Annotated in this window: 25 protein-coding genes; 9 read left to right on the top strand and 16 right to left on the bottom strand. The window is 64.0% G+C overall.

Annotation, left to right across the window (positions count from 1 at the left end; translation table 11 throughout):
• Positions 1 to 311 precede the first annotated feature (311 nt).
• The gene (locus tag N799_RS15480; RefSeq protein WP_152597961.1) at positions 312 to 839 is read left to right on the top strand and encodes a hypothetical protein; all 528 of its coding nucleotides are present in this window, start codon (positions 312 to 314) and stop codon (positions 837 to 839) included.
• Positions 840 to 945: 106 nt separating this feature from the next.
• Here N799_RS15480 and N799_RS12530 read toward each other — a convergent pair whose 3' ends face one another.
• The 9 genes from N799_RS12530 to N799_RS14920 form a co-directional block, all read right to left on the bottom strand.
• Positions 946 to 1,938, bottom strand: a complete 993-nt coding sequence (locus N799_RS12530; protein WP_036213118.1) for a glycosyltransferase family 2 protein — start codon at positions 1,936 to 1,938, stop codon at positions 946 to 948.
• Complete coding sequence (locus N799_RS15475; protein WP_152597960.1) at positions 1,935 to 2,324, bottom strand: acyltransferase family protein; 390 nt, start codon at positions 2,322 to 2,324, stop codon at positions 1,935 to 1,937. Before N799_RS15475 ends, N799_RS12530 begins: the two co-directional genes overlap by 4 nt.
• Positions 2,321 to 3,274, bottom strand: a complete 954-nt coding sequence (locus N799_RS12525; RefSeq protein ID WP_036213103.1) for a lysylphosphatidylglycerol synthase domain-containing protein — start codon at positions 3,272 to 3,274, stop codon at positions 2,321 to 2,323. Before N799_RS12525 ends, N799_RS15475 begins: the two co-directional genes overlap by 4 nt.
• Positions 3,274 to 4,041: a class I SAM-dependent methyltransferase gene (locus tag N799_RS14930; protein ID WP_081975019.1), complete on the bottom strand. Its 768-nt coding sequence runs from the start codon at positions 4,039 to 4,041 to the stop codon at positions 3,274 to 3,276. The genes N799_RS12525 and N799_RS14930 overlap by 1 nt, the downstream gene beginning before the upstream one ends.
• A complete protein-coding gene (locus tag N799_RS14925) occupies positions 4,038 to 5,150 on the bottom strand; it encodes a glycosyltransferase family 4 protein (RefSeq protein ID WP_152597959.1) in 1,113 nt (370 codons plus the stop codon). Before N799_RS14925 ends, N799_RS14930 begins: the two co-directional genes overlap by 4 nt.
• 84 nt (positions 5,151 to 5,234) lie before the next feature.
• Positions 5,235 to 6,647: a phosphohexomutase domain-containing protein gene (locus N799_RS12520; RefSeq protein ID WP_052101536.1), complete on the bottom strand. Its 1,413-nt coding sequence runs from the start codon at positions 6,645 to 6,647 to the stop codon at positions 5,235 to 5,237.
• Between the two features lie 73 nt (positions 6,648 to 6,720).
• Positions 6,721 to 7,662, bottom strand: coding sequence for an electron transfer flavoprotein subunit alpha/FixB family protein (locus N799_RS12515; protein ID WP_036213100.1), 942 nt, complete (start codon positions 7,660 to 7,662; stop codon positions 6,721 to 6,723).
• Positions 7,662 to 8,414, bottom strand: a complete 753-nt coding sequence (locus N799_RS12510) for an electron transfer flavoprotein subunit beta/FixA family protein (protein ID WP_036213098.1) — start codon at positions 8,412 to 8,414, stop codon at positions 7,662 to 7,664. The genes N799_RS12515 and N799_RS12510 overlap by 1 nt, the downstream gene beginning before the upstream one ends.
• A 120-nt stretch (positions 8,415 to 8,534) precedes the next feature.
• On the bottom strand, positions 8,535 to 9,389 hold the full coding sequence (locus N799_RS14920) for a D-hexose-6-phosphate mutarotase (RefSeq protein WP_081975017.1): 855 nt from the start codon (positions 9,387 to 9,389) through the stop codon (positions 8,535 to 8,537).
• A gap of 119 nt (positions 9,390 to 9,508) precedes the next feature.
• Between N799_RS14920 and N799_RS12505 the strand changes: the two genes are divergently transcribed.
• Positions 9,509 to 10,921 carry a mannose-1-phosphate guanylyltransferase/mannose-6-phosphate isomerase gene (locus N799_RS12505; RefSeq protein ID WP_036213095.1) on the top strand — a complete coding sequence of 471 codons (1,413 nt, stop codon included), beginning with the start codon at positions 9,509 to 9,511 and terminating at the stop codon, positions 10,919 to 10,921.
• Between the two features lie 22 nt (positions 10,922 to 10,943).
• On the opposite strand, the gene N799_RS14915 is transcribed toward N799_RS12505, so the two are convergent.
• Entirely contained in the window at positions 10,944 to 12,995 is a 2,052-nt protein-coding gene (locus N799_RS14915) for a glycoside hydrolase family 99-like domain-containing protein (protein WP_081975016.1), read from the bottom strand.
• A gap of 32 nt (positions 12,996 to 13,027) precedes the next feature.
• Positions 13,028 to 14,659, bottom strand: coding sequence for an electron transfer flavoprotein-ubiquinone oxidoreductase (locus N799_RS12495; protein ID WP_036213089.1), 1,632 nt, complete (start codon positions 14,657 to 14,659; stop codon positions 13,028 to 13,030).
• A 406-nt stretch (positions 14,660 to 15,065) separates the two neighbouring features.
• Between N799_RS12495 and cysD the strand changes: the two genes are divergently transcribed.
• From cysD to N799_RS12465, 6 genes are all read left to right on the top strand, one after another.
• A complete protein-coding gene (cysD, locus tag N799_RS12490; protein WP_338038930.1) occupies positions 15,066 to 16,031 on the top strand; it encodes a sulfate adenylyltransferase subunit CysD in 966 nt (321 codons plus the stop codon).
• Positions 16,032 to 16,039: 8 nt separating this feature from the next.
• Positions 16,040 to 17,920 (top strand): sulfate adenylyltransferase subunit CysN, encoded by a 1,881-nt coding sequence (gene cysN / locus N799_RS12485; RefSeq protein WP_238978964.1) that lies wholly within the window; start codon positions 16,040 to 16,042, stop codon positions 17,918 to 17,920.
• A gap of 84 nt (positions 17,921 to 18,004) precedes the next feature.
• Positions 18,005 to 18,745 carry a CoA transferase subunit A gene (locus N799_RS12480; RefSeq protein WP_036213113.1) on the top strand — a complete coding sequence of 247 codons (741 nt, stop codon included), beginning with the start codon at positions 18,005 to 18,007 and terminating at the stop codon, positions 18,743 to 18,745.
• Complete coding sequence (locus N799_RS12475; protein ID WP_036213080.1) at positions 18,745 to 19,374, top strand: CoA transferase subunit B; 630 nt, start codon at positions 18,745 to 18,747, stop codon at positions 19,372 to 19,374. The genes N799_RS12480 and N799_RS12475 overlap by 1 nt, the downstream gene beginning before the upstream one ends.
• Before the next feature lie 58 nt (positions 19,375 to 19,432).
• Positions 19,433 to 20,599, top strand: coding sequence for a nucleotide sugar dehydrogenase (locus N799_RS12470; RefSeq protein ID WP_036213078.1), 1,167 nt, complete (start codon positions 19,433 to 19,435; stop codon positions 20,597 to 20,599).
• A 173-nt stretch (positions 20,600 to 20,772) separates the two neighbouring features.
• Positions 20,773 to 21,381: an alpha-ketoglutarate-dependent dioxygenase AlkB family protein gene (locus N799_RS12465; protein WP_036213075.1), complete on the top strand. Its 609-nt coding sequence runs from the start codon at positions 20,773 to 20,775 to the stop codon at positions 21,379 to 21,381.
• Between the two features lie 197 nt (positions 21,382 to 21,578).
• Here the strand turns inward: N799_RS12465 and N799_RS12460 are convergent, their stop codons facing one another.
• From N799_RS12460 to N799_RS12445, 4 genes are all read right to left on the bottom strand, one after another.
• Positions 21,579 to 22,196, bottom strand: coding sequence for an ABC-type transport auxiliary lipoprotein family protein (locus N799_RS12460; RefSeq protein WP_036213073.1), 618 nt, complete (start codon positions 22,194 to 22,196; stop codon positions 21,579 to 21,581).
• A 107-nt stretch (positions 22,197 to 22,303) separates the two neighbouring features.
• A complete protein-coding gene (locus tag N799_RS12455; RefSeq protein ID WP_036213070.1) occupies positions 22,304 to 23,230 on the bottom strand; it encodes an MlaD family protein in 927 nt (308 codons plus the stop codon).
• A complete protein-coding gene (locus N799_RS12450; RefSeq protein WP_052101538.1) occupies positions 23,230 to 24,078 on the bottom strand; it encodes an ABC transporter ATP-binding protein in 849 nt (282 codons plus the stop codon). Before N799_RS12450 ends, N799_RS12455 begins: the two co-directional genes overlap by 1 nt.
• A gap of 41 nt (positions 24,079 to 24,119) precedes the next feature.
• Positions 24,120 to 25,238 (bottom strand): ABC transporter permease, encoded by a 1,119-nt coding sequence (locus N799_RS12445; protein WP_036213067.1) that lies wholly within the window; start codon positions 25,236 to 25,238, stop codon positions 24,120 to 24,122.
• A gap of 77 nt (positions 25,239 to 25,315) precedes the next feature.
• Between N799_RS12445 and N799_RS12440 the strand changes: the two genes are divergently transcribed.
• Positions 25,316 to 26,611 (top strand): threonine/serine exporter family protein, encoded by a 1,296-nt coding sequence (locus N799_RS12440; protein ID WP_036213065.1) that lies wholly within the window; start codon positions 25,316 to 25,318, stop codon positions 26,609 to 26,611.
• Between the two features lie 71 nt (positions 26,612 to 26,682).
• Here N799_RS12440 and N799_RS12435 read toward each other — a convergent pair.
• A partial coding sequence (locus N799_RS12435; protein WP_036213062.1) for an H-NS histone family protein occupies positions 26,683 to 26,850 on the bottom strand: 168 nt, incomplete at its 5' end.

The raw sequence follows: 26,850 nt of genomic DNA, 5'->3' as shown, positions 1-26,850 counted from the left end.
AAGTGTCCGTGAAAACGGGGGTGAACCCCACTTGGAAGTTGAGCCTAAGAAGTGCAGGTCAACTACCGACTCCGGTCGGGGGTGTAGAGAGTCGCCGCCGAGTTCGGGGCGCCTACAAGTTGGCCGTTGAGGGCTATGCTCTCACCTCCGGCTACCGCCATATAGCAGGAGCAGTCGAGTACGCTTTTCCCACAAACCTGTCCTTTCGTCGCAACCAAGGGCCCCAGCGGTCCATGACTCTGACCCGATCAAAGGGTCTGGCGGCACCTTGGAATCTATTGTCCTCAACGAAACACCATCTGGAGAATGAAATGAATTTTCTTGCTCGATTGGGCATTGTCGGGACTGTGGGTGTCCTCCTCGTAGCTTGTGAGCCACGAGAGCAGTCTGTACAACTCGCCGCGAATATGCCCGCCGCTGACGCGCCAGCCGCGCCGGCGACTCCGGGTGTGCTTCCCGCCGTGGACGAACTGCGGCGCCAGTTCGACAAAGATGAGCACAACACCATGACCGGTGAGCTTGTCGACGGTCGGCTGGTCAACAATGGAAAAGTCGGTTTCCTGTTGTACGGACCCTATGTCGCCTTCCATGCAGGAACCTATTCGGTGTCGTTCGTCGGAAACATCGACGAACTACCCGTTGAACAGAAAGTCCAGGTAGACGTGGTGTCGAATAAGGGAAAGACGACCCACGCCATGACCGAACTCGACGAGGTCGGGAGCATTCCACCCTTTGAGTTCACGCTGACCGAGCCGGCGCGGGATCTCGAGGTGCGTGTCTTGGCGCCGAAGGGTGCAAAAGTGACTCTGCAGGCGTATCAGGTCGAACGGCTTCGCTGATCACTGTAGTAATCTGACCCGGAAGCCCACATCGCGAGATGTGGGCATTTCTATTGGGGGTAATGACTTGCCCCGGGTCGTACCAGCCCAAGCCAGGTAGAGTCCGTCAGCCAGTGACCGGTGGTACCGCGATCGGAGGAAGCTCACACTCCCTGTTGATGGAGTGCTCCATACGCTGAACTCTCAGAGAGATCCGTTCAAGGAGTTTGCGGTTGGCGGTGATAATGTCCGCAAGCAGCGCAACCATGAACATCATGGAGCCAAGAATTATGCAGAGTGCCCCGAGTACAAGAGACTGCACGTGTCCTGCACCGTCCCCCGTCGCGAAGTAGAAGTAGAGAAACCGAAGTGCCGCCACGCCGCCAATTGAGCACAGGACAAGACCGGGCCAAAAAAAGAACGCCATAGGCCGGTAGATGACGAATATCCGGAGGATCGTCACCAGGGAGCGACGAACGTAGCTGGAAATGCTCTTCACCAAACGGGATGGACGCAAGTCCGCGTTGGTTCTGACGGGGACCGACTTGATGCGAAGATTGCTCACGCCGGCTTGGATGATCGTCTCCAAGGTGTAGGTGTAGGCGTTGAATACGTTCAACCGCATGGCGGTTTCTCGCGAAATGGCTCGGAACCCGCTAGGCGCGTCCTCGACATCGGTTTTGCTGGCCACCCTCACGGCCCAACTACCTAGCCGCTGCAGCTTCTTCTTGAGCCAGGAAAAGTGGTCTGTCTCATCGATGGGCCGCGCACCGATGACCATGTCCGCTTGTCCGGAAATGATCGGAGCCGTCAGATGGGGAATGTCGGACGCCTCGTATTGATTGTCGGCATCAGTGTTGACGATGACGTCTGCGCCGAGGCGAAGGCAAGCATCCAAGCCGGTCATAAAGGCAGTTGCTAGGCCTCTATTGACGGGATGTCGAATGACGTGGTCGACGCCAAGCTGCTTGGCGAGCTCGGCTGTATTGTCGGTAGAGCCATCGTCGATGATCAGCCATTCAACGACGTCGAATCCCTCGACCTCACGAGGCAGTTCCGCCAGTGCAATGCCAAGCGTACCTGATTCATTTAGGCAGGGGATTTGGATGATTAGCTTCACTGTACTCGTCCTTTCCATGACTTGGCGATTCTACGGCCGTCGATCAGGCTGAAAACGCCGCGTTGGGCGGGCAGTTCCACATAGCTGTGTGTTAACGCCGAGACGCCCAGGACCACGGCGATGTAGGAAGAAAAGTGGTCGGTGACAACAGTGCGGAGTCGTCCACCGGAAACCACAAAGAAAAAATCTACCAGAAGAAATCCCGCGTTGTAGAACGGATACAAGAGTGCATCAAACGGACGGGATCCAAAGTGTGCGCCGTAGTGGTAGACAACCACGCCCAAGGCTGCGATGCCCCTTACCGCATCCAGCTCGAGAATCCTCCCTTTCCGGCTGTGGTTGCTCGGAGAATCGTCATACTGGCCGCGGGCGGTAGCTATTGTCATTCTCCGGCATCCCTCAATGACGGCTGTTGCTTGTGGCTTCTGCGGAGTCCAACACCTACAAGGAACGCTATACCGTCGCCGGCGGTGGTCACCAAGCGCAGCAGTGCCGCCATCGCCATGCCAGCGGGGCCACCCACAAGGGGCGTCAGTCCCAATAAGAGCACGACTTCGCGAACGCCGAGCCCTGCGGGAGCGCCCGGCATGAGGAAGCCAAGAAGCCATGCGGCGGCGTATACCCCAAGCACCTCAGGGAATCGGCTGGCGTCGGGCAATGCGTCGGGGGTTTCCGTCACAGCACCCATTAGTAGATACAGTACGGCCACGCCCAAGATGAAGGTTAAGCAGTGGCAAGCCCACGCCTTTACCAGCAGTCCAAAAGTCGGGGTTGAGACAAGGCTGGAAAGGTTGCGGATCTTCGCGCGGACATACGGAATGGCCGCTGATGCGGTCAGAAGCAGCGCAAAAACACAGATGACTAATACAACGGTTTTTAATCCGTCGACGCCGCGATCTTCCAGGACCTTCTGCAACAGAGCCAACGCGGGGGCACTGCATACCGCGCCGGCCAGTACCACCAGAGCGGTGTCGATCAACATGCTCCCAACGATGACTTCATTGGACAGGCCGGCGTTCCGGGCCAGAAGCACACGGCCAACATGGTGCCCCACGTTGCCCGGCAAATACTTTGCAAACTGGGACAACATCAACATGCGTGCGGCTCCCACGTAGGGAACCACCCCGGACAGCGACAAGATCGAAAGTTGCCAGGCCCGTGCGCTCACCATATAGCTGGCCATATAAATCAAGGAGGCAACTCCCATGGCGGCAATGACACCCGAGTGGGTTGGGATCTGTGCCAGCGACCGCCAGTGGGTAGCAACAGTGCCGGCGAAATAGACCGCGCAGGCGATGCTGATGAGCACGCCCAGCCAAGTTACCCAGCGCTTCATTATTTCTCGGGGTGTAGCAGGAAAATGAACGTGGGGATCACGGGCAGGAACATGCGAAGTGCCCAGTTGGGAGTAAGTCGGTTTACCCACTGTGCAAATGAGCTAGGGTGTTCAATCTCGATGATCCTTCGCATTGCCTCGCAGGTAACATCTCGGCTGGAAAAAGCGGATGCCTCGAACAGCTCCCGTGCCTTCGAATGACTCAGTGGGAGGCAATCGTAATGGCTGCCTCGCCGGGTAAGCCGGATATAACGGTCGCTGAAACGGCGCGGAAGCCAGCTGAGAAGAGGAAGTCGATAATGGGGCTCGATCAGTCGCCATTTGTTGGGTACAGCGAGGTAAACGATGCCGCTCGGGCTGACTACACGGCCAATTTCCTGAAGATGCTGATTTTGCGCGACCTCATCTCCGACGTGCTCGATGACGTGATTGGTAATTACGATGTCGAAATAGTCATCGGGGAAGGGCAAGCTGGTGCCACCAATCAGCTGGAAAGTATATCCAGACTTTTCGATTCGGCTGTCCACGATATCGACACCATCAATCTCTAGATCAACCGAGCCGAGACTGGAAAGCGTGCTTGAAATAACGCCGGAGCCACAGCCGACTTCCAGAATTCGCCGCGCTTGAAAAAATCGTTCCTGCCCTACGATGGCAATTATCTTCTTCGCCTTCAGAATGCGGCTGTCTCGATCAAGCACAGCATGTGGCAGGCGCTTCTGACCCGAAGTGCGGGGATGTTGGTCGTCAGGAGGCAATACGTTCATGAGGGATTCGCCGAGAGCAAGCGGACAAACGCAGCCGATTGGCTAGCTCGTGAATAGCGCGTCCTTGTTGTAGCCGCGGCGTGTTTACGAAATACTGAAACTTCGGATGCAGGCCGAGAGAGTGCTTTATCAACAAACGTCGCCCATTGGACCGCATCGCCCGGTGGAACAAGCAAGCCGGTCGAGCCATCAATGACTGCATCAGCAATGCCGTCGATGTTCGAGGCCAGAAGTACGCCGCCTAAGGAGGTGGCCTCCACGGCGGCAAGCCCGAACCCTTCGACATCAACGGCATCCGGCGTGGCTATGTTTGGCATTACAACAACGTCGGCTTGTGCTATCAAAACGGCGAGTAGGTCGGAGTCAACCCGGCCGAGGAGATGCGTATGTGCGCACTGCTCGAGTTGCATATGATAACTAGCGTCGGGCGTCTGCCCGGCGATGAAGAGGATTGCATCGGAGCGTAATTTTGGTAGAACCGACTGTGCAAACCATAATGAACCCTTTCTTGGGATCAATCTTCCAAAGTAAAGGACTCGCTTGCGATCGCCGACCGCCGTCCACGCCCTTGGAACCTCACTTGTTCCGGCATTGTGACGAGTTAGAGTATTGTTTGGAAGGCAGGGGTTTATGACAGTCACGTTGCCAAGACCAGCATCTGTTGCCAGTCTGGCGGTATAGCGAGATATGGCGACCACCGCGCTAAAAACACCTTGGCATTTCTTGAATGTGCGGAAGTAGAGTCCGTACATAACTGGAAGTGCCCCGGAGCGACGATGGAAAACCAAGTCGAGTCCATAGACAACCAACACACGCCGCGATCTGCGCGAAACCAGCCAATGACAGAGGGCGGCCGGAAAGAGTAGTAAGTCGCAAAAAATCACGCGAGGATAGCGGCGACCGTAAAGCAGGCAGAATCCCATGATCCGAAGGACAAATACAAGGTACGAGAAGATACCAGGCGTATGTCCGTTGTCTTTTCCGGGCAACACGATCCGCTTGATGTCGTAGTGCTCATCAAGACTCTTGGCGAGCTCTACAGAGTACGTTTCCATTCCGCCTACTGCCGGCGGCCATTTTCTTGAAACGAACAAGAGAGGTGGTTTCAATCGAATCTGCCTGTTTCTTTCTTCTGGATGGTTGAGCGTGCGTTCAATTCCAATAGCCTGATAGATAAGACATTCTAAAGGCTTTCACGGTACGACCTCTGGAGTCGCGCACGGCGCCATAGAGCTGTGAGTTTCGCCTCTGATTATGATATTTGAAATTTCATTGGTTCTCGCAGTCAGCGTAGCAATGCCGCCTCTGGCCTCCACGTTCAAGCGCAGTAATGGCTCGGTATTCGAGCTTCGGAGATTGAAGCGCCAGTCGCCAAAATCGGCTCCGACTCCGTCGGTGTGATCGATAGTCGGATCCAACGCCGCGTAGTGCGCGACCACCTGCGCGACTTTGGACTTTGGATCGGCAACCTTGAAATTGATCTCGCCGCTGCACGGAAACGCATCCACCCGGGCTTCGACCATCTTGGCAAGGGAAGTGCCCGTTTGCGAGATCAAGCCGGCAACCAACAGCCACGGAATCATGCCCGAATCACAGTAGGCGAAGTCGCGAAAGTAGTGGTGCGCGCTCATCTCGCCGCCATACACCGCGTCCTCCGCTCGCATCCGCTCCTTGATGAAGGCATGTCCGGTCTTGCTTTGCACCGGGACGCCCCCGGCGGTGATCACCATCTCGATCGTGTTCCACGTCAACCGCGGGTCGTGGATGATTTTTTCACCCGGGTGCGTCGCCAGCATGGCCTGCGCGAGCAGGCCGACCAGGTAGTAGCCTTCGATGAAGCGGCCGTTATGGTCAAAGAAAAAACAACGGTCGAAGTCGCCGTCCCACGCGATTCCGAAGTCAGCACCGTGGGCGATGACCGCTTCCGTGGTGGCGGCACGGTTTTCCGGCAGCAATGGATTGGGAATACCGTTGGGGAATCGACCGTCCGGGTCGTGTTGGATGCGGATGAACTCGAACGGCAGGTGCGGTGTGAGTTGGTCGATGATGATGCCGGCGCTGCCATTGCCCGGGTTGGTTACGATCTTCAGCGGCTTGAGCGTGGATCGATCGACATAACCCAGCAGGTGCTCGATGTAGGCGGTCTTGTCGGTCGCCGCGCCCACCGTGCCCGGCTCGGCGGCCGGCTCGAAGATCCCGAGAGCAGCAGCATCGCGGATGGCGTTCAGCCCCGAGTCGCCACTGATGGGCCGGGCGTCTTCACGCACCAGCTTCAAGCCGTTGTAATCCACCGGGTTGTGGCTGGCGGTCACCATGATGCCGCCGGCCGCTTTGAGGTGGGCGGTCTGGAAATAGACCTCCTCGGTGCCGCACAGGCCGATGTCAATGACATCCCGGCCAGCCAGGTTGAGGCCTTCAGCCAGCGCCGCCTGCAGCGCAGGGCTCGTCAGACGGACATCGCGACCGAGTACAACGGGGCCAGGGTCTAGCCGTTGCGCGGTGGCTTGGCCGATCCGCCGTGCTAGGTCTTCGTTCAATTCGTCGGGGACCCGGCCACGGACGTCGTAGGCCTTGAAGCAAGAGAGTGGCGTAGGAAGCTTGTTCATGATGTCCGTCGTGTGGGTCTAGGGGCCCTGTGCCTCGCCTTGTTTCAGCGGGCTTCAGCTATGGGAGGTGCTCTCAGCCGAGAGCGTTTTCCAGCTCCGGCAGCACCTTGAACAGGTCACCCGCGAGGCCGATATCCGCGATCTCGAAGATTGCCGCATCCGCGTCCTTGTTGATTGCCACGATAGTGCCGGCGTCCTTGATGCCCGTGAGGTGCTGGATCGCGCCAGAGATGCCCACGGCAATGTAGAGCTCGGGGGCAATGATCTTGCCAGTCTGGCCGACCTGCATCTCGTTGGGTACGTAACCGGCGTCGACCGCGGCGCGGGAAGCGCCTACGGCCGCACCAATCTTGTCGGCGAAGTCGTAAATGATCTTGAAGTTCTCTTCAGAACCCAAGCCGCGGCCGCCGGACACTACGCGCTTGGCGCTCTGCAGGTCGGGGCGGTCGGACGAACCTGCCGCGAGGCCGATGAAACGGCTGTGGGTCGGCAGCTCAGCCTGCACATCCGCGGCTTCTACCGGCGCGCTGCCACCCTTGCCGGCCTCGGACCACGACGCCGTGCGCACGGTGGCGACCACGGTGCTGTCGGCAGGTGCTTCGACAGTGATGATGGCGTTGCCGGCATAGATCGGGCGCTTGAAGGTATGGCTGCCCTCCACCGACATCACGTCACTCACTTGCGGTACGCCCAGCAGGGCGGCTACGCACGGCATCAGGTCCTTGCCGAAGGTGGTGGAGGGGCCGAACACATGGCTGTATCCGTCGGCCAGCTTCGCCACCTGCGGTGCGAGCACCTGGGCCACGGCCTGCGCGTTGGCTTCATCGGTGACGGTCAGCACGCGGGCGACGCCATCGATCTGCGCGGCCTCGGCGGCAACGGCGGCCGGGTTGGCAGCCAGCACGACAATGTCGATGGCTTCGGGCGACAGTGCCTGCGCGGCGGTCACGCACTTGGCGGTGGAGGCATTGAGCTTGCCGTCGAGGTGCTCGGCGACGATCAGGACCTTGGACATCAGAGGAGCCCCTTCTGCTTGAGTGCGGCGACCAGTTCGGCCGCGTCCTTCACCATCACGCCCTTGCTGCGCTTGGGCGGCGGTGCGTAGGCGGTGGTCTTAAGTCCTTTGCCGGCCTCCACGCCGAGGTCGGCAAACGGGATCGCTTCCAGCGGCTTGCTCTTGGCCTTCATGATGTCGGGCAGCTTGATGAAGCGGGGCTCGTTGAGGCGCAGGTCGGTGGTGACCACGGCCGGCAGGTCGACTTCCAGCGTCTCAAGGCCGGCGTCGACCTCACGGGTGACGGTGGCCTTGCCGTCGGCAACCTCGAGCTTGGACGCGAAGGTCGCCTGCGGGCGGCCCCAGATCGTCGCCAGCATCTGGCCGGTCTGGTTGGCGTCATCGTCGATCGCCTGCTTGCCGAGGATCACCAGGTCCGGCTGCTCCTTCTCGATCAACTTGAGAAAGGTGCGCGCGGCGGTCAGCGGCTGGATCTCCTGGCCGGCGTCGGTGACGACGTGGATGGCGCGGTTGGCACCCATCGCCAAGCCGTTGCGCAGGTGGGCTTGGGCATCGGCAGGCGCGATCGTGGCGACCACCACCTCGGTGGCGATGCCCTTGTCGCGCAAGCGCAACGCCTCTTCCAGCGCGATCTCGTCGAACGGGTTGGCCGACAGCTTGACGCCATCGGTGACCACGCCGGAACCATCCGGCTTGACCTGGATGCGGACGTTGTAGTCCACCACGCGCTTGTATCCGACGAGGATCTTCATCGTTGTGGGGTTTCCTGCAGTGTTGTGTGGCATCACGCCGATAGCGCGCCATTCTAGCCGAGGGTGCTCTGAGGGTGGACGCCTCGTGTCCGGAAGCCCCCTCTGCAGGCGCTGGGTTTGTCACCGACCCGGGATGATCGTTAGGCGTTGAGTGCCTCGCCAACTGTCACCCGGCGGGATCACCTGCGGTGCGGCAACTGAGCCCGATTCCACGCAAACGAACTGGTCGAACTGATCTTCCCCAAGATCCGTCATACGGCTCGCCAAGGTCCGGCCGGGGTTCCAGACAACCGTATCGGTGAATCCTTTGGACTGAATGCGGACAACGTCGGCGCCGTCACTCAACGACAACTCACCGCGCGCTTCGGGATAAATCCGATCGATCTCCCCATCGAACTGGATGGGCTTCCCGGATGCGGGTTCACGTCGACCTCCGTTTGTGGAGTCAAGAAACTCCATCCCTTCCAAGCCGTAGAGCCGCGTACGGGTGACATCCGCCACTCGCAGGTAGGTATGAAGCGCTGTGGTGAAGGAGAAATCCAACCGGTCCAGATTCTCAACCCGGAGTGATACACAGAGGTCATCGCCCGCCACTGTGACATCAAGCTCGGCGCGGAATTCGTACGGAAAGGTCTTTCTCGTGTCGTCACTGGCGCACAGTTGAAAGCGTAGACCCGCAGAGTCTGAACGGTTCAGGGTCGGCAGGGGAGACCATTGCAGCAACCGCGCGAACCCGTGTCGCGGCCCGCTGCCCGCATCAGCGAACTGCGGAAATATGACGGGTACCCCGCCGCGTATGGCCTGCCCGGCGCCGGATAGTGCTCGCTTGCTGACGAACAGACGCTCCTTGTCGCGGCACACCCACGAAAGCACCTGCGCACCGCGGCTCGCTACCACAGCACGCGCAGCGTCGCGCGCCATCGTGTGGACGATGCCGAACGCCGCATCCGGGAGTGCATCGAAAGTTGTTCTCATGGACGCGCCTGCAGGACGGGGGAGGGATTCTAGGGCATCGTGTCTTGCGGACTGCTCGGTGGAGGGCTGGACGATCGGCTATCCTGAGCGCCCTTTCACAACCCAGGATCCGGTGTCGAATGCTTCATCCGGTCGTTCTAAGTGGTGGCAGCGGATCCCGCCTGTGGCCGCTCTCGCGTCACAACCAGCCCAAGCAATTCCTGGCGCTCGTGGGTGATCGCTCCTTGTTTCAGGAAACCGTCCTGCGCGCGGGCGCCCTTCCGGGGATGCAGCCGCCGGTCACGGTTTGCTCGGATGGGCACCGTTTCATGGTCGGTGAGCAGTTGCAGGAGATCGGTGTGCCCAATGGTGGCATCCTGTTGGAGCCGGCGGCGCGCAACACGGCGCCGGCAATAGCAATTGCAGCGTTGCACGTGCTTGCGTCGGATCCAGATGCAACCATGCTGGTGATGCCCGCCGATCACTTGATCGAAGATGAAAGCGCCTTCAGGACTGCCGTAGAGCGCGCCGGCGCCCTCGCAAAGGACGGTTGGTTGGTCACCTTCGGGATCCATCCGGATTACGCCGAGACGGGTTACGGCTACATCGCGCGAGGAGAGCCACTGGAGAACGAAGGTTATCGCGTCGGACGATTCGTAGAGAAGCCCGATCTTGTGACCGCTGAATCCTACGTCTCGGACGGTACCTACGCGTGGAACTCGGGGATGTTCCTGTTTAGGGCCCAAGCGTATCTGGAGGAGCTTGAGTTGCAGGCGCCGAAGATCCTGGCAGCGGCCAAGGCTGCCTACGCGGTGGCGGAGGGTGACCTGGACTTCATTCGGGTCGGCAAGGATGAATTTCTGTCGAGTCCGAGTGATTCCATCGACTACGCAGTCATGGAAAGAACGGAGCGGGCGGCGTTGGTGCCCGTAAGTTGCGGTTGGAGCGACATCGGCTCCTGGTCGTCACTGTGGTCAGTAGCCCATCGCGATGACCAAGGGAACTTCCACGAGGGAGATGTCATTTCGATCGACACAACAGGGAGCTTGGTGCGCGCTTCCGAGCGGCGCCTTATCGCGACGATAGGGGTCGACGATCTTGTGATCGTCGATACCCCAGACGCTACCTTGGTAGCTCGCAAAGATCGGGTACAGGACGTCAAGCGTGTGGTCGAGCACCTGAAGGACGCGGGTAGGCAGGAACACCTTTTCCATCGCAAAGTGTATCGACCATGGGGCAACTATGACTCCATCGACATGGGCGCGCGGTTTCAGGTGAAGCGAATCGAGGTGAAGCCAGGTGCGTCACTGAGTCTTCAAAAGCACCACAAGCGTGCGGAGCACTGGGTGGTCGTATCCGGCGTAGCAGAAGTAACCTGTGATGACCGCGTGTTCGATCTGCACGAGAATGAGAGTACTTTCATACCGCTTGGCAGTGTCCACCGGCTCCGGAATCGCGGTACCGAACCTGTCGAATTAATCGAAGTGCAGTCGGGTAGTTATCTCGGCGAGGATGATATCGTCCGCCTCGAAGACGTCTACGGACGCTCATGACACCTTCAAGGGCTGCGGCCGCTTACTGGTCGCAGCCCTTCTTGGCGTAGCGATAGCGCCCAACGTCATTAATAGCGGCTTGGCCGCAAACCGTGGCCGCATCCAGCACCTGATGGCCGCTGGCGCGTACGCAAAGCGAGAACAGACGTTCGATCGCATGTGCTGCCGTGCCATCAACTTGGCCGGATTCGGACTCGAACTCCCACGGGTCGAGATGGGCATCCAGCAAGGGACGAAGGGCTTCCAGCCGGACCCAGAACATGCTTCCCGCAACGAAGGTATCAGAGTGTACTCGCGGCGCCGGGATTCCAATCCGCGTCGCCAGATACTCAACTCGTTCCTGATTGGCGCCCCAATATAGCTCTAGTGGCTGGATATGACCCTCGGGTGCGACCATGCCGATTCCGTCGTCACTCCCGAACGCATGGAATATCCCTGACGCGCGCTCGGGAGCGAGTAGGCGGGAGAGCAGCTCTCGTCGCCAGATTGCTCCATCCTCGCGATGTGTTGACTGCTTGGTGTGGAGCTTCAGCACTATGTCCTCGCCTTCATGGAGCAAACGATCGGCCACATGAAGGAACGGAAGTACATCGCGACCGCGATTCTCTCCTGCTACGAGTTCAGCCGTCATGCCACGTTGATTCAGCACATCTTGCATCCGCGCCGCGAGATGAGTACTCGTGGTCACGACAAGTCGGCAAGTCAACTCGGCGCTGGTGATCACCGAGAGGATTTCGTCGAAAACAACAGGGTCCCAGGCGTGCACGACAACACAAGGTCGGTTGAGAGGGATCTCCACAGGCTCCCCCGCCTTGATCAAAGCCTCGCGTGTTGCGTGAAGCCACGCATGACCCAACCTCATGTCGGGCTCCAGGATCGCGCCCTCCGCCCATTCGTTCCAAGCGTTGACAAACACAAGTCTGTCCGTCGGCTTCACGTTGCCGAGGCGATCCTGCACGGTGCGGAACAGCCAGTCCCGGTATTTCCGGGGTGAGGCATGGAGATAAACTCGGCCCCTGCCCGGGCGTCGAGGTTCGTTATCCCATCCGCAGTTTACTGCCGGGAAAAGACGGTACGGAGGAATCGGCCGCCCGCAGTACTCTGACGGGAGCTGGCGCCAGTCTAGTACTTGACCCGAAAAGTTCGGATTGATGAGTCTTTGTCGGGCAGTGATATCTGGAGGGGACGACAGGTTGGGAGGAAATTCGACCGCAGCATCAAATCCGATCTGGCGGGGGTCGAATCTCTCGAAGCTTTGGACGCATGCGAGAGTGATGGGGCCGATACCGTTGTCATTGCACCACTTGCGCCAGCGCGAGGACGACCCTTGTGGATCCGGCAAGAGTTCAGCGCGATAGATCAACAGGAGAGGAAGACCATCGACGCGCAGGTACCTTGGGTCTCGCAGGTATCGAGCGACGTGCGAAATGAATGCTATATCATCATCAGGGTCATGAGACTGCTCGACGAGTATATCGCCCGGGCGTCCATCCCAACGTCTCGACCAGCTTTCGTTTGCCCAGCACAAGCAGTAGGGAAGTGTTATCGAGGAATCGTTGAGCCAATTTTCTACCGGTGATTCAAGCAGAGTGCGGCCCTGGAACCAATAGTAATAAAAGCAGAACGCGCCGATGCCGTATTGGTGGGCAAGCGCAGCCTGTTCCCGCATGGTTTCGCCGTCACGAAGATCGTAGAAGCCCAGGTCACCTGGCGCGCGCGGCTGTGTGTGGCCCTCGAACTGTGGAAGTGCGCGGGCGACATTTCGCCACTCGGTGAAACCCCTACCCCACCAGGCGTCGTTTTCCCGTATGCGATGAAACTGCGGTAGATAAAAGGCAACTAGCGTTGCAGGCAACGGGTTGGGGAGTGGTAAGGCGGAACTGGCTACGTGGCCGATCGCCGGGGAATCCGCACGAGCGATCGCCCGGTGAGCCGTAGTCCGTGGAGGCTTGCCGATCGCGACGGAAGGCCTTATGGAAGGGGCCGTCGCGAAGAACCAGTTACGCAGTCTATCCCGATGTTTCTGTGGGATAGGCAGACACCGGAACACGCGGCGCAGCAGGCCGAACGTCATGCCATTAAGTGACACGCGAGATCGCCCTCCTGTCACAGGTTCTGGTAATTCGGCCCCGAGCCGCCTTCCGGCGTCACCCAGGTGATGATCTCGTACGGGTCCTTGATGTCGCAGGTCTTGCAGTGCACGCAGTTGGCGGCGTTGATCTGCAGGCGCCGGCCCTCGGCCTCGTCCTCGACGATCTCGTACACGCCGGCCGGGCAGAACCGGGTGCAGGGGTTGTCGTACTCCTCGGTGCAGCGGGTCACGCAGATGTCGGTGTCGGCGACCTTGAGGTGCACCGGCTGGTCCTCGTCGTGCTCGGTGGCGGCGAAATAGACGCCGGCGAGGCGGTCGCGCGGAGGAAGGCTCCGGGTGACGTAGTCGCGCTTGGGCGACTCGTACTCGCCGATCTTCTCGAGGCTGCACCAGTCGGGTTTGTTCTTCAGCGTCCACGGCGAGCGGCCGCCGGTGACGGTTTCCCAGGCGGCGTTGAGCATGCCCATCCACAGGCCCTTCTTGAAGCCGGGCTTGATGTTGCGGACCTTGCGCAGCTCGGCCATCGCGTCGGAGCCGCGCAGCTTCGCGTCGAAGCCCGCCGGGTCCAGCGAAGTCGCGACCAGGTGTTCGGCGGCGAGCATGCCGCTGCGGATCGCCTGGTGGGTGCCCTTGATCTTGGGCACGTTGAGCAGGCCGGCGGTGTCGCCGATCAGCAGGGCGCCGGGCATCTCGACTTTCGGCAGCGACTGCCAGCCGCCGGTGACGATCGCACGCGCGCCGGCGGAAATGATCTCGCCGCCTTCCAGCAGGGGCTTCACCGTGGGGTGGTGCTTCCACTGCTGGAAGGCCTCCCACGGCTTGTACTGCGGGTCCTTGTAGTCGAGCCCGCTGACGTAGCCCAGCGCGATCCGGCCCTTGTCGAGGTGGTACAGGAAGCTGCCGCCGTAGGTGGCGTTGTCGGCCGGCCAGCCGAAGCTGTGGACGATCTTGCCGGGGCTGGTGCGCTCCTCCGGGACCTGCCACAACTCCTTGATGCCGATCGAGTAGCCCTGCGGGTCGCTGTCGGCGTCGAGCCCGAAGCGCTTGACCAGGCGCTTGGTGAGGTGGCCGCGCGCACCCTCGGCGAGCACGGTCACCTTCGCGCGGATGTCGATGCCCTGGGTGTAGCCGGGCTTGTGGCTGCCGTCCTTCGCCACGCCCATGTCGCCGATGCGCACGCCGATGACCTTGCCGTCGGCGTCGTGCAGGGTGGAGTCGGCGGCGAAGCCGGGGTAGATCTCCACGCCCAGCGCCTCGGCCTGCGGCGCCATCCAGGCGCACATCGCGCCGAGGCTGACGATGACGTTGCCGTGGTTGTCCATGCCCGGCGGCACCATCGGCAGCTTGCGGCCGCCGTCGCGGGTGAGCAGCCAGAATTCGTCCTCGATGGCCGGGATGCAGATCGGCGGCGGGTTGTCGCGCCAACCCGGCAGCAGGGCGTCGAGCGGGCCGGTCTCGATCACCGCGCCGGACAGGATGTGGGCGCCGATGGTCGAGGATTTCTCGATCACGCAGACGCTGGTGTCGGCGTCCAGCTGCTTGAGGCGGATCGCCGCCGACAGCCCGGCCGGGCCGGCGCCGACGATGACGACGTCGTACTCCATCACGTCGCGTTCGGCTTCGGGGGCGGTGGTCGGGTCGGTCATGGCGGGCTCCTGCTTGCTGACCGTGGATTGTCGCGGGTTTGGGGGCGGGGCGCCAAATGGCGGGCCCAATGCACGGGGGGGATTCCTAACGCAGCCGCAACTTTGCCGGCCTCATGGCGGAGGCTGGTTATGTATTCAGTACGCGACATTCTTTCCACAGCGGCCTAACTAGGCATGATGATGATCCATCACCTCGCGTCTGGCGATGGTGACGCGAAGTATGGCCACCATCGCGCGTCAACCTCACGGTTTCAGCTATGCCCACTGCTGGGCGCGCCGTTAGATCCGCCTCCCTGTGGGTGAGTCAAGCAACCGCCAGTGCCCAACTCTCCGGTAACGAAATAGGTGTGGCGAGTGGGTGGTCGAACTACAAAGTAAAACTCACCTGCGGAATCTAGTACACAGCATCCGTAAGCCGACTGCTCGTTTCGTCCAATATCCCTCCTCCAACACGCTCGCCATGCTGGACTCGCAAACGCTCTCCCACCTCGACCGCCTCGAAGCCGAAAGCATCCACATCCTCCGCGAGGTGGCATCGGAGTTCCAGAACCCGGTGATGATGTACTCGGTCGGCAAGGACAGCTCGGTGCTGCTGCACCTGCTGGTCAAGGCCTTCTACCCGGCGCGCCCGCCGATACCGCTGCTGCACGTGGACACCACGTGGAAGTTCGGCGAAATGATCGCCTTCCGCGACCGGCGCGCGAAGGAGACCGGGGTCGAGCTGCGCACCCACACCAACCCGGATGGCCTGGCGCAGGGCATCGGCCCGGTCACCCACGGCGCCACCGTCCACACCGACGTGATGAAGACCCAGGCGCTCAAGCAGGCGCTGGACAAGTGGGGTTTCGACGCCGCGATCGGCGGTGCCCGCCGCGACGAGGAGAAGTCCCGCGCCAAGGAGCGCATCTTCAGCTTCCGCAACGAGCAGCACCGCTGGGACCCGAAGAACCAGCGCCCGGAGCTGTGGAACCTCTACAACACCCGCATCCACAAGGGCGAATCGGTGCGGGTGTTCCCGATCTCCAACTGGACCGAGCTGGACGTGTGGCTGTACATCTTCCGCGAGAACATCCCGGTGCCGTCGCTGTATTTCGCCAAGCCGCGCCCGGTGGTGGAACGCGAGGGCGCGCTGATCATGGTCGATGACGATCGGCTGCCGCTGCGCCCCGGCGAGAAGCCGCAGATGAAGAAAGTCCGCTTCCGCACCCTCGGCTGCTACCCGCTGACCGGCGCGATCGAATCCGACGCCGAGACCCTGGAGGCGATCATCGCCGAGATGCTGGTCTCGACCACGTCCGAGCGCCAAGGCCGCGTGATCGACCACGACCCCACTGCCTCGATGGAGAAGAAGAAGCAGGAGGGCTACTTCTGATGGATGCCATGAGCACGAACGCCCGTGCGGCCGTCGCCGCCTACCTGCAACAGCACGAGACCAAGAGCCTGCTGCGTTTCATCACCTGCGGCAGCGTCGACGACGGCAAGAGCACCCTGATCGGCCGCCTGCTGCACGACACCAAGCTGCTGCTGGACGACCAGCTGGCCGCGCTGGAGGCCGACAGCAAGCGCCACGGCACCCAGAACGGCGAGATCGACTTCGCCCTGCTGGTCGACGGCCTCGCCGCCGAGCGCGAGCAGGGCATCACCATCGACGTCGCCTACCGCTTCTTCGGCACCGACCGGCGCAAGTTCATCGTCGCCGACTGCCCGGGCCACGAGCAGTACACCCGCAACATGGCGACCGGCGCCTCGACCGCCGACCTCGCCATCGTGCTGGTCGACGCCCGCAAGGGTCTGCTGACCCAGACCCGCCGCCACAGCTACATCCTGTCGCTGCTGGGCATCCGCCACGTGGTGCTGGCGGTGAACAAGATGGATGTCGTCGACTACGACCGGAAGGTCTTCGACGACATCGCCGCCGGCTATGCGGAGCTTGCCGAGCAGCTCGGCATTCCCAACGTCACCGCGATCCCGCTGTCGGCCCTGCGCGGCGACAACATGCTGGCGAAGTCGGACGCGACCCCGTGGTACGACGGCCCGACCCTGCTGGAGCACCTGGAAACCGTGGACGTGGCCCGCGAGGCCGGCAACCGCGGCTTCCGCCTGCCGGTGCAGTGGGTGTGCCGCCCCAACCAGAACTTCCGCGGCTTTGCCGGCACCCTGGTGGCCGGCGCGGTGGCCGTCGGGGACGAAATCGCGGTGCTGCCGTCCGGCCAGCGCTCCAAGGTCAAGGCGATCGTCACCGCCGACGGCGATCTGGAACGCGCGATCGAGGGGCAGGCCGTTACCCTCACCCTCGTCGACGAGATCGACGCCAGCCGCGGCGACGTCATCGCCGCCGCCTCCAGCCCCGCCGAGGTGGCCGACCAGTTCGCCGCCCACCTGCTGTGGCTGGGCGAGCAGCCGTTGCTGCCCGGCCGCCCCTACTGGCTCAAGATCGGCAGCCGTACCGTCGGCGCGCAGGTCACCGAGATCAAGCACAAGGTCGACGTGAACACCCAGGAGGAGCTGGCGGCCAAGCACCTGGAGCTCAACGAGGTCGCCCAGGTCAACCTGTACCTGGACCAGCCGGTGGCGTTCGAGAAATACGACGACAACCGCGACCTCGGCGCCTTCATCCTGATCGACCGCCAGACCAACGGCACCGTCGCCGCCGGCACGCTCGACTTCGCCCTGCGCCGGGCCGGCAACATCCACTGGCAGCACGTCGACGTCGACAAGGCCGCGCGCGCGAAGATCAAGCACCAGACGCCGCGCTGCGTCTGGTTCACCGGTCTGTCCGGCTCGGGCAAGTCGACCATCGCCAACCTGGTCGAGAAGAAGCTGCACGCGATGGGGCAGCACACCTACATCCTCGACGGCGACAACATCCGCCACGGGCTCAACAAGGACCTTGGATTCACTGACGAGGACCGGGTCGAGAACATCCGCCGCGTCGCCGAGGTGGCCAAGCTGATGGTCGATGCCGGCTTAATCGTGCTGGTCAGCTTCATCTCGCCGTTCCGCGCCGAGCGGCGGATGGCGCGGGAGATGTTCGCCGACGGCGAGTTCATCGAGGTGTTCGTCGACACGCCGCTGGAGGTTGCCGAGCAGCGCGACGTCAAGGGGCTTTACGCCAAAGCGCGGGCCGGGAAGCTGCCGAACTTAACCGGTATCGGCTCGCCGTACCAGCCGCCGGTGGATGCGGATCTCGTGCTTGAAACGACGGGCGATACCGCAGAGCGGCTGGCGGACCAGGTGGTGGAGCGCACGCTCGGCCCGTAAGCCACCCCATTGCCCGAACGTACGCTTCGGTCCGGCATGGCGGCCGGGCTAGACTTGGCCGATCCCGCAATGGAGTTGTCCACGATGGCCCAGACCCCCGTTGCGCCGCCCGCAGCCGGCGGCGCCAAGAGCAAGCTCTACCCCGACGCGAAGACGGCGCTGGATGGCGTCGTCGCCGACGGCCAGACCCTTGCGGTCGGCGGTTTCGGCTTGTGCGGCATTCCCGAGGCGCTGATCGCGGCGCTGCGCGACTCGGGCGTGAAGGGCCTGACCGCGATCTCCAACAACGCCGGCGTCGACGGTTTCGGGCTCGGCCAGCTGCTCGGCACGCGCCAGATCCGCAAGATGATTTCGTCCTACGTGGGCGAGAACAAGGAGTTCGAGCGCCAGTTCCTGGCCGGCGAGCTGGAGCTGGAGTTCAACCCGCAGGGCACCCTGGCCGAGCGCCTGCGCGCCGGCGGCGCGGGGATCCCGGCGTTCTTCACCGCCACCGGCTACGGCACCGTGGTGGCGGAGGGCAAGGAGACCCGCGAGTTCGACGGCGAGCACTACGTGATGGAGACCGCGCTGGTCGCCGATGTCTCGCTGGTCAAAGCGTGGAAGGCCGACAAGGCCGGAAACCTCGTTTTCCGCAAGACCGCGCGCAACTTCAATCCGGCTTGCGCGATGGCAGGGAAGGTCTGCATCGCCGAGGTGGGAGAGGTCGTCGAGGTCGGCGCGATCGATCCTGACCACGTGCACCTGCCAGGCATCTACGTCGACCGCATCGTGCACAACCCGAGCCCCGAGAAGCGCATCGAACAACGCACCGTGAGGAGCAAGTAATGGCCTGGACCCGCGAGCAGATGGCGCAGCGCGCCGCGCAGGAACTCACCGACGGTGCCTACGTCAATCTCGGCATCGGCCTGCCTACGCTGGTGGCGAACTACATCCCTGACGGCGTGGACGTCTGGCTGCAGTCGGAGAACGGCCTGCTGGGCATCGGCCCGTTCCCGACCGAGGAGGAGCTCGACGCCGACCTGATCAACGCCGGCAAGCAGACGGTGACCGCGCGCGCGGGGGCCAGCTATTTCGGCAGCCACGATTCCTTCGCGATGATCCGCGGCGGCCACATCGACCTGGCGATCCTCGGCGCGATGGAAGTCACCGACAAGGGCGACCTGGCCAATTGGATGGTGCCGGGCAAGATGGTCAAGGGCATGGGCGGGGCGATGGACCTGGTCGCCGGTGTCAAGCGCGTGGTGGTGTTGATGGAGCACTGCACCAAGACCGGCGATTCCAAGATCCTGCCCGAATGCACGTTGCCGCTGACCGGCGTGGGCGTGGTCAGCCGGATCATCACCGACCTTGGGGTGATGGATGTGACGCCTGAGGGGCTGAAGCTGGTCGAGCTGGCGCCGGACGTCGGCGAGGACGAGTTGCGCGGGAAGACCGGCGTCTCGCTTGTAAACTGAGACCTTCGCGGCCCTTCTGAGAGGGCATAGGTCGGATCCCGCCCGTGAAAGGAAGTACATGAAGATCGCCATAGCCGGCACCGGCTACGTAGGCCTGTCGAACGCCGTCCTGTTCGCACAGCACAATGAAGTCGTCGCGCTGGATATCGATCCCGCCAAGGTCGACCTTCTCAACCGACGGCAGTCGCCAATCGAGGATGCGGAAATCGAGCAGTACCTCGCGGGGGAGCCCCTCAAGCTGCGCGCAACTCTGGACAAGCGCGAGGCTTACGCGGACGCCGACTTCGTCGTCATCGCGACGCCGACCGACTACGACCCGGCCACCAACTACTTCAACACCGGCTCGGTCGAATCCGTCATCGCCGATGTCTTGGCGATCAACCCCTCGGCAACGATGGTCATCAAGTCGACGGTACCGGTCGGCTTCACCGCGGAGGCCCGCCAGCGCTTCGGCGTCGACAACATCATCTTCTCGCCCGAGTTCCTGCGCGAGGGCCGGGCGCTGCATGACAACCTGTACCCATCGCGCATCATCGTCGGCGAACGCTCGGCGCGCGCGGAGGTCTTTGCCGGGCTGCTGCAGCAGGGCGCGATCCGGCAGGACGTCCCCGTACTGTTCACCGACTCGACCGAGGCCGAGGCGATCAAGCTGTTCGCCAACACCTACCTGGCGATGCGGGTTGCGTTCTTCAACGAGCTGGACACCTACGCGGCGCGCCACGGGCTGGACACCCGCCAGATCATCGAGGGTGTCGGGCTCGACCCGCGCGTCGGCAACCACTACAACAACCCGTCGTTCGGCTACGGCGGTTATTGCCTGCCGAAGGACACCCGGCAGCTGCTGGCCAACTACGAGGACGTGCCGCAGAACCTGATCCGCGCGATCGTCGACTCCAACACCACGCGCAAGGATTTCATCGCCGAGGAGGTCATCCGCCGCAAGCCGAAGGTGGTCGGCATCTACCGGCTGGTGATGAAGGCCGGCTCCGACAACTTCCGCGCCTCCAGCATCCAGGGGGTGATGAAGCGGATCAAGGCGAAGGGCATCGAGGTGATCGTCCACGAACCGGTGCTGGGCGAGCCGGAATTCTTCAACTCGCGCGTGGTCAACGACCTGGCCGACTTCAAGCGTGCGGCCGACGTGATCGTCGCCAACCGGATCACCGACGAGATCCGCGACGTGGCCGACAAGGTGTACAGCCGGGACCTGTTCGGCGCTGACTGAGGTGTTCTATGGAATTCCAGCTGGCCGCTGATTTGCGGGCTCTTTTGCTTTTTGCGCGCGGCGTCAACCGCGATTTTTGAGTCGGCGCGGGCGAATGGTTGTCCGATTGCGGGTGAAGCCGCTCCAACGGCGCTTCGCCGTACGCGGCGGGAACCCGTGCTAGCGTCGCCCGCATGTCGCTGCGACCACTGCCGCTGGAGGGTGCGCAACTGGGATTCGACCGCGAATGGCTGCCGGCCGGTGAGGCGGCGGCGCTGTTCGGCGAGTTGCGCGCGGCGGTGCCGTGGGAAGTGCACCGGATCCGGCTGTTCGGCCGCGAGGTCGACAGTCCTCGGCTGAGTTGCTGGATCGGCGATCGCGAGGCTGTGTACCGGTACTCGGGGGCGCGGTTCGAGCCGCACCCGTGGCCGGCGCGCCTGGCCGAGTTGCGCGGGCGGCTGGAACGCGAGCTGGGCACCGGTTTCAACAGTGTGCTGGCGAATCTCTACCGCGGCGGCCGCGATTCGATGGGCTGGCACAGCGACGACGAGCCGGAGCTGGGGCCGGCGCCGGTGATTGCTTCGGTGAGCCTCGGGGCGACGCGGCGGTTCGTGCTGAAACACCGGCGCGACCCGGCGCGGCGACTCGCGCTCGACCTGCCGCCCGGGAGCCTGCTGGTGATGTCGGGTGACACCCAGCGCAACTACCGGCACGCGTTGCCGCGGACGGCGAAGGTGGTGGGGGAACGGATCAACCTGACCTTCCGGTGTGTGGGACCGGGTGTCTGGGGTGCCTCGCGGTAGGAGCGACGTGAGTCGCGACCCACTGGCAAACGGTCCTCATCGATCAACGCGCACCCCGGTCGCACGACCGCGCCATCGCGTGGATCGCAGCGCCGCCCATTTCCAGTGGGTCGCGACTCACGTCGCTCCTACGAGGGGCGCAGGGTGATTGCGGCTGAAGCCGCTCCTGCAGGAGCCTGCGGCGCTGTCGGGTCGGCTCAGCGATGCTCGCGGCCGTGCGCGTCGCCGCTGGCCAGGACCCAGCCGGCGACGTCGCCGGCCAGCGTGCCCAGGCCCGATTCGAACGCGGCGACCACGTCCTCGACGCCGGTGGTCGCGGCCGGCACGGCCTGCAGGAAGGTCCGCGCGGCGACGACTTCCTGGTCGGGGGCGTGCAGCAGCTTGGCGTTGACCTCGATGGTCGAGCGCGGCACGCCGCCGCCGGCGGTGTAGTCGGACTCGAACCGGCGCAGGTCGAGCACGAGTTTGTAGTCGGCGCTAATCCCGCTGCCCTGCCGGGCCACGGCCGGGATCCGGCCGGAATCCTCCAGCGCGCGCAGGATCGCGTCCTCGACCATGTCCGCCGGCACCTTGGCCCAGCTGGCGCCCTTGTAGACCTGCAGTTCGTTGCCCTGCGGCCGCACCGTGATCCGCAGGCTGTCGGTCATGCGCGAGGCGGTTGCGCGCGACATCGACAGCTGCCAGTCCACACTCGGCCAGTCCGCGGCTGCCTGCACGCGCGGGTCGGGGGCGTAGATGGTGGCGCGCTCCTTCGAGCCGCCGCCGAGCAGCGAGCAGCCGGCGACCGCCAGAACAAGCGCCAGCACCGCCGGCATCCGCAGGGTGTTGCGTACCGCGGTGGTGTCGCGTGGCTTCGCACGTCGCGCCGCCAGCGGTGCCGGGCGACTCGGCCGGAGGGGCCGGGGGGTATCGGCGGGACCGTTCATTCGGGCTCGAACTCCTTCGGCGCATCGCGGCCGAGCAGGTAGCGGGCGGGGTTGTTGTCGAGGCGGTCGCTGATCCGGCGCAGGTCCTGCACCAGCGCGCGCAGCTCGCCCAGGGTCGGGCCGAGCTGGGCCAGGCCGTCATTGGCGAAGCTGCTGATCGCGGCGCGGTTCTCGTTGAGGATGCCGTTGGCGCCGGCGGCGGCCGAGTCGAGCTCGGACAGGGTGTGGTCGAGCTTGTCGACCAGCGCCGGCAGCTTCTGCACCAGCTCGCGGTCGACGTCGGCGGTGATCTTCTCGGTGCGCGCGAGGGTCGCCTTGAGGTGCTCGCTGGATTCGCGCGCGTTGACCACCAGCGCGCGCAGGTCCTCGCGCTGGTCGGCGATCGAACCGGTCAGCTGCTCGATGTTCTCAAGCGTCTGCGCCACCCGCTCCACGTTTTCCTCGCTGAGCACCTGGTCGAGCCGGGCGACGAGCCGGTTGGCGGTGTCAGCGATGTTCTGCAGCGCCGACGGCTCGGTCTGGATCACCGGGATCGGGCGCTGGTCGACGTCGACCAGCATCGGGCTGGACGGCTCGCCGCCGGTGAGCTGGATGATCGGGCTGCCGGTGATGCCGGTCATCGACATCTTGGCGCGGGTGTCGGTCTTGACCGGCGCGCGCGCCTGCAACCGCAGCAACGCGCGGACCCGGCGCGGGTCGTCGGGGGCGAGGCTGAGCTTCTGCACGGTGCCGACCGATATGCCGTTGTACTGCACGCTGCTGCCTTCGGTCAGGCCGGTGACCGGCTCGTTGAACACCACCATGTACTCCTGCCAACTCTTCTCGGAGGAGTACTTGGCCGCCCACAACGCGAACAGCAGCAGGAACAGCGAGACGATGATCGTGAACGCACCGATCAGGACGTAGTTGGCCTTGGTTTCCATCAGTGGCTTGCCTCGCTCGTCGGTTCGGCGCCGGGGCCGGCGTCCGCGTCGCCATCGCCCGAGTCGTTGCGGTCGCGCGCCTGCCGGGCGGCGCGGGCGCGCGGGCCGTGGAAGTACTCCCGCACCCACGGGTGGTCGAGTTGTTCGACCTCGGCCAGCGGCGCGCAGGCGATCACCCTGCGGTCGGCCAGCACCGCGACCCGGTCGCAGATAGCGTAAAGGGTGTCGAGGTCGTGGGTGATGAGGAACACGGTCAGCCCGAGCGCCTGCTGCAGGGTACGGATCAGGTGGTCGAAGGCGGCCGCGCCGATCGGGTCGAGGCCGGCGGTGGGCTCGTCGAGGAACAGCAACGGCGGGTCCAGCGCCAGCGCACGGGCGACGCCGGCGCGTTTGCGCATGCCGCCGGACAACTGCGAGGGCAGCTTGTCGAGCGCGTCGGCCGGCAGCCCGGCCAGTTTCACCTTCAACAGCGCGAGTTCGTAGCGCAGCGAATCGGCGAGGTCCGGGTGGTGCTCCTTCAGCGGCACCTGCACGTTCTCGCCGACGGTCAGCGACGAGAACAGCGCGCCGTCCTGGAACAGCACGCCGGTGCTGCGCTCGATCAGCCGGCGGTCGTCTTCGTCGTCGCTGCGGGCGTCGATCCCGAGCACCTCGATGCGGCCGTCGTTGGGCTGGCGCAGGCCGAGGATCGAGCGCATCAGCACCGATTTGCCGGTGCCCGAGCCGCCGACCACGCCGAGGATCTCGCCGCGCATCACGTCGAGGTCGAGGCCGTCGTGCACGACCTGCTCGCCGAAGCGGTTGACCAGCCCGCGCACGCTGACGACCGGTTCGCCCGCGCCGGCCATGTCGGCCTGTGTCGCGCTGGTGGCGGTGGCGGCGGCGTGCATCAGAAGTCCATCTCCATGAACCAGATCGCGGCGAACGCGTCGAGGATGATCACCAGCGAGATCGCCTGCACCACGCTCGACGTGGTCCGCTCGCCGACCGACTGTGCCGTGCCCTTGACCTGCAGCCCCTCCAGACAGCCGATCAGGGCGATCACCAGCGCGAACACCGGCGCCTTGACCAGCCCGACCCAGAAATGGCGCAGCTCCATCGTGTCCTGCATCCGCCCGAGGTACTGCGGCGGCGGGATGTCGAGCCCGTAGGCGCCGACCGTGAGGCCTCCGAGCAGGCCGAAGATGTCGGCGATGAAGGTCAGCAGCGGCAGCATCACCAGCAGCGCCAGCACGCGCGGGATCACCAGCTGGTCGACCGGGTCGAGCCCGAGCGTGCGCATCGCGTCGACTTCCTCGCGGCTGACCATCGCGCCGATCTGGGCGGTGAACGCGCTGGCGGTGCGGCCGGCGAGGATGATCGCGGTCAGCAGCACGCCGAACTCGCGCAGGAACGCGATGCTGACCAGTTCGACCACGAAGATCGTCGCGCCGAAGTCGCGCAGCACGTTGGCGCCGAGGAAGGCGACCACCGCGCCGACCAGGTAGCACAGCAGCGCCACCAGCGGCACCGCGTCGAGGCCGACCTGCTCCATGTGGAAGACGGTCGAGGTCGGCCGGAAGCGCGAGGGCTCCTTCACCATCCGCAGCATCTTGACCAGCACCTCGCCGAAGAAACCGAGCAGGGCGAGGAATTTCTTCCAGTTGTCGGTGACCGCGAACCCGAGCCGGGCCAGCGCCGCCGCCACGCCGTACTCGCGCTTGCCGCGCGGGCGGCCGTCGGCGACGTCCTCGATCGCATCGACCAGGGCGCGATGGTCGTCGCGCACCTCGATGCAGTCCGCGCCAAGCCCGCGCACGTCGCAGAAGCGCAGCAGCTGCAGCACGCCGAGGGAATCGAGCCGCTCGACCTGGCGCGCATCGAGCAGGGCGGCACCGGTGCCGGCGCCCTTGAGCGCGTCGGTCAGGGCGCTGGCGTGCTCCAGCGTCCATTGCCCGCGCAGCCGCAGGCGACCGGGCTCGCGGTCATCGGTCTCGATGCGTGGTGGCTGCGGGGCGGGTGCGGTCATGGGGCCTCGTCGCCGCAGGATACAGCCGGGTGTGGTCGACGTGTCGACACGCCGTCGCCACGTGCGATCCTTTGCCGATGACGAACCCGTCCCCCTCTGCGGTGCCGGCCGCGCCCACCGTGGTGTCCAGCCCGATCCCGCTCACCAACGCCAGCTACGCCGACCGCATCGCCTTCATGGTGGAGCTGGCCGAGCGGCTGCACCTGTACGGCACCACCGCGCAGCGGCTGGAGGCGGCGCTGCTGATGGTGGCCGAACGCCTGCGTCTGGAGTGCGAGCCGTGGTCCAGCCCGACCGCGCTGATCCTGAGCTTCAGCGACCCGCAGCGGCTGCCCGGCGCCAGCGACACCACCCGCGTGGTGCGCCTGCCGCCCGGCGACAACGACCTCTACAAACTGGCCGAGACCGACCGCATCGCCGAGGCGGTGATCGCCGGCGAGCTCGACCTCGCCCAGGCGTTCGAGGCGATGGCGGCGCTCGACCGGCCGCCGACCCGCAATTGGCGGGCAATGCAGGTGCTCGGTTTCGGCCTCGTCGCCGCGGCGATCGGCGGCCTGCTGCGGCTGCCGTGGCTGGACATCGCGATTGCCGGTTTCAACGGCGTGCTGATCGGTGTGCTGACCCAGCTCGGCGAAACCCGGCCGCGCCTGCGCGAGGCTTCCGACGCGCTGCTGGCGCTGATCGCCTCGCTGGTCGCGGTGCTGGTGGCCAGCTACGTCGCGCCGCTGAACCAGAACACGGTGATCATCTGCTCGCTGATCGTGCTGCTGCCGGGCCTGACGCTGACCAACGCGATGAACGAACTGGCCAGCCAGCACCTGGTTTCCGGCACCGCGCGGTTCGCCGGCGCGATCATGACCGTGCTGAAACTCGCGCTTGGCACGGCGATCGCGCTGTACGTCGCCAACCTGATCGGGCTGGCGCCGGAGGTGCGCGCGCTGCGTCCGCAGCCGGCGTGGATGGAGTGGCTGGCGCTGGCGGCGGCCTCGCTGGCGTTCGCGGTGCTGTTCCGCGCGGCCTGGCGTGATTATCCGGCGGTGATCCTGTCGGCCGCGGCGGGATACCTGATTTCGCGCTTCGCCGGCGCCGCATGGGGCGCCGGCGCGGGAATCTTCCTGTCGGCGCTGGTGATGACCGCGGCCGGCAACGGCTACGCGCGCTGGTTCCAGCGCCCCGGCGCGATCGTGCGGGTGCCGGGCATCATCCTGCTGGTGCCCGGCAGCGCCAGCCTGCGCGGCCTGCTCAACCTGATCCAGCAGCAGGACGTGAATGCAGGACAGGTCGCGGTGCTGGCGGTGCTGAATATCCTGCTGGCGCTGATCGCCGGGCTGCTGTTCGGCAACCTGCTGCTGCCGTCGCGGCGCAATCTCTGACCCTACAGCGGGTGCCCGAAACGAAAAACGCCGGCGCGAAGCCGGCGTTTCCGTCTGCAACCGTGGACGGCTTACTTGATCAGGAACTCTTCCAGGTTGCGGCCTTCGCCGGTGTAGGCGGCGAGCCAGCGCGGCTGCTTGCCACGGCCGGTCCAGGTGTTTTCCGCGTTGGACGGGTCGCGGTACTTCGGCGCGACCTTGCCGAGTGTCTTGCGGGCGCCCTTCTTCGCGGTGCCGCG

The sequence above is a fragment of the Lysobacter arseniciresistens ZS79 genome (genome assembly GCF_000768335.1).
GTDB classification, from domain to species: Bacteria; Pseudomonadota; Gammaproteobacteria; order Xanthomonadales; family Xanthomonadaceae; genus Novilysobacter; species Novilysobacter arseniciresistens.
The sequence above is the reverse complement of the archived record's forward strand: the minus strand, read 5'-3'. Positions and strand labels throughout refer to the sequence as shown.